Origin of the sequence: Candidatus Regiella insecticola LSR1 (genome assembly GCF_000143625.1) — a bacterium.
Classification (GTDB): domain Bacteria; phylum Pseudomonadota; class Gammaproteobacteria; order Enterobacterales; family Enterobacteriaceae; genus Regiella; species Regiella insecticola.
The window spans coordinates 631-2,688 of the sequence record NZ_GL379603.1; the positions used below are offsets into that span (position 1 = coordinate 631).

The 2,058-nt window shown below is 39.8% G+C and carries 2 protein-coding genes and 1 pseudogene; all 3 read left to right on the forward strand.

Features of this window, described 5'->3' with window-relative positions; translation table 11 throughout:
* A pseudogene (locus REG_RS14805) lies at positions 1-295 on the forward strand (vitamin B12 ABC transporter substrate-binding protein BtuF); the annotation flags it as partial.
* A 159-nt stretch (positions 296-454) separates the two neighbouring features.
* Complete coding sequence (locus REG_RS07600) at positions 455-1,354, forward strand: hypothetical protein (RefSeq protein WP_218015674.1); 900 nt, start codon at positions 455-457, stop codon at positions 1,352-1,354.
* Between the two features lie 306 nt (positions 1,355-1,660).
* A complete protein-coding gene (locus REG_RS07605) occupies positions 1,661-1,960 on the forward strand; it encodes a hypothetical protein (RefSeq protein ID WP_176603477.1) in 300 nt (99 codons plus the stop codon).
* Positions 1,961-2,058 lie beyond the last annotated feature (98 nt).

The window sequence follows — 2,058 nt, forward strand, 5'->3', positions numbered from 1 at the left end:
CAGTTCAGCGGATACCTTGCAAAACGAAATCATTTTCTTGTGTGGTGGCGAAAATATTTTTGCCGATAGTCGAGTACCTTGGCCGCAAATCAGTCGCGAGCAAGTGTTGCGTCGTCAACCTCAGTTAATTGTTATCACTGGCCAATCTGCGGCATATGTTAAAAATTTTTGGCTACCACAACTGAAGTTACCTGTGATCACACTCAATGAAGATTGGTTTAATCGCGCCGGGCCACGTAGCTTATTAGCTGCTGAACAACTATGCTCACAACTTGCTACTTTTTTGGCTCAATAACAGTGGAGGAACGATGGAAAATTTTATTAGGCTGTGCTTTTTTTTGTTGCTAATAGCAGGGAATGTTGCTTCGGTTGCTGCTGAGCATCCACTGCAGCATTATATTTTATTTTTTATCATCGAGATGCCGGTGGGGCTAACATCCGTGCAGACAAGGCATTGCACGATGCGCGTTTTAGTGGTGCACAAATTGTCTATACATGGCGCAATCTTGAGCCAAGCAAAGATCAATATGATTTTAGTGCAATAAAAGAAGATCTCCTTTATCTAAATTCGATTGGAAAACAGCTTTGGATCCAACTCCAGGAAAAGTCTTTCACTCCTCATTACAATGTACCTGACTATATTTTGCAGGATCCATTATATAAAGGCGGTGTGCTTAAACAGAGCATGTTGACGGCTCCGGAGCGTGATCCTAATAAACCGCCTGCTGCCGACGAATATGGCTGGTCAGCCAAAATGTGGGAACAACCTGTTCGAAAACGTTATCAAAAACTGGTTCAGCAGTTAGGGCGTGAATTTGATGGAAAAATTGCCGGGATTAATTTTAGTGAAAGCTCGATCGATATCGGAATAGAAAACGCAGATGGCAGCACGACCTTTCCTGTCGATTTTACCCCCAAAGCTTATATCGATGCGGTGCGAGAAAATATGCAAGTGCTTGCAGGGGCGTTCAAAAAATCCATCCCGATGGTCTATCTTAATTTTGTGCCAGGCGAATGGTTGCCATGGGACGACAAAAACTATATGCGTAGTTTGTTTGCGCAAGCTGAAAAACTCAAAATGGGCATAGGTGGCCCCGATTTAATGCCCTACCGCAAAAGTCACATGGCGCAGAGTTATGGCTTTTTCAAAACCTTTCCCTCTACGTTGGTAAAAGGCATGGCGGTACAAGAAGGTAATCTTCGCCAAATTAATCCTAAAACAGGTAAAAAAAATACAGTGGCGGATATTCTTGATTTTGCCCAGCATTATTTAGGATTAAATTATATTTTTTGGGTTGAAGATGAACCCTATTTTAGCGATGAAGTACTCAGGCAGCTGCCCGGTAAAAATTAATTCATCCTGGTCTGTAATGGCCAAATTTTAGCCTCTCCTTTTATAAACACATCACCTTTATTCCCTAGGGAGAGAGGGGGAGGGCATTTGTACTGTCTGTACTCCTCCGACTTGAATCAAATTAGACTGATTCTGCTATATAGGAATCGGGTTGCCTTTGAAATAAAACGCCGTCAATGATCTTAAGTGATAAATGAGTAATAAAAGATTGAGAAGGAAAATAACGATTATTGTGACTAGGCTTAATAAGCGACAGCAACTCAAGGCATATCAAATGGGGTTGATTGGAAAATGGGAGATGAGTATATGAAAACAATAAAAACTCTGTTGAGCGTGTTATCTATCTTATTATTATCAACGGTGGCTTCAGCTTCTCATGAAAGAACCATTTCAAATATATGCCAAGAACTTTGGAAGTCTGGAAAGATTCAGTTCTTCCCATCAAAAATATGCTTACATAAGAAAACCGTTGTCAATACAGATAATACACTTTCTCAATCAGAAAAAGATGTGACAGTACGGCAAACAACAACGCATGCAGAAAATTTATCTTCTAATAAAGAGAAAGATGCATTCTCAGAACATATGCCTCCTGTGGATTGGTAACGTTATTCAAGACAACTAAAAAAAGTCAGCTGTTTCTATTGTAGTTATTTTTAATAAAAAGCAAAGATATCATTATATTAAATAAAATTTTGAGGCAC

Coding starts and splice junctions, on each gene's coding strand:
- REG_RS07605 (WP_176603477.1), top strand. CDS start 1,661: ATGAAAACAATAAAAACTCTGTTGAGCGTGTTATCTATCTTATTATTA.